The 253-nt window shown below is 59.7% G+C and carries 1 pseudogene; it reads right to left on the bottom strand.

Going from position 1 to position 253, the window contains the following annotated elements:
• Nucleotides 1–50: 50 nt before the first annotated feature.
• Nucleotides 51–253 (bottom strand): annotated as a pseudogene (locus BHD06_RS24630) (hypothetical protein); the annotation flags it as partial.

The following is a 253-nucleotide window of genomic DNA, read 5'->3' as shown; positions in this document are numbered from 1 at the left end:
GCCATCTCATACCGACACGCCAGGTCCGATGCTTTCGACCTCTGGAGAGGCTATGCTGCCGAAATGACCGCCTGACAGGCAGAGGTCTCGCCCCTCTCAAAAATGGCGAAAACAAGTTGGCAATCCCACCGTGCCTGCAGTTTTGGCCCGATCATACCTTTCCAGCGCCCCATCTGCGCTTCCACCCGGCTGCGCTGATTGTAGCCACTGCTGACTTGCCAGGCCAACCGACCCCGGGCGTGGATTTCAGCGA

This window comes from Roseovarius sp. A-2, from assembly GCF_002072155.1.
In the GTDB taxonomy this organism is placed as follows: Bacteria; Pseudomonadota; Alphaproteobacteria; order Rhodobacterales; family Rhodobacteraceae; genus Roseovarius.
This window is presented reverse-complemented; position numbering and strand designations above follow the sequence as displayed.